1 protein-coding gene is annotated in these 272 nt (G+C 47.1%); it reads right to left on the minus strand.

Annotated features, from left to right (window positions below; genetic code table 11):
• The coding region (locus tag AN214_RS22375; RefSeq protein ID WP_152960870.1) for a transposase at nucleotides 1-272 on the minus strand (272 nt) is incomplete at both ends.

A 272-nucleotide genomic window follows, 5' to 3' on the forward strand; every position in this document is an offset into this window, starting at 1 on the left:
CATTTAGTAATTGCGCCAATATGCCTTTTACCGCCACTTGAGTGTTCACTTGGTACAAGGCCGAGGTAACTCATCAGCTTACGCGGATGGTCGAAGCGGGTTAAATCGCCAAGCTCAGCGACAACGCCAGCGGCCACGAGTAAACGAACACCGCGCATCGCTTGGATTGCCTTCACAACGGGATAATAACGCCATTGATAAACATGGTGGGAGAGTTCATTATCAAGTCGTTCTAGACGACTTATTCTTTCAGTAATAGTGTGAATAAACTC

This window comes from Pseudoalteromonas sp. P1-9, assembly GCF_001399975.1.
GTDB lineage: Bacteria > Pseudomonadota > Gammaproteobacteria > Enterobacterales > Alteromonadaceae > Pseudoalteromonas.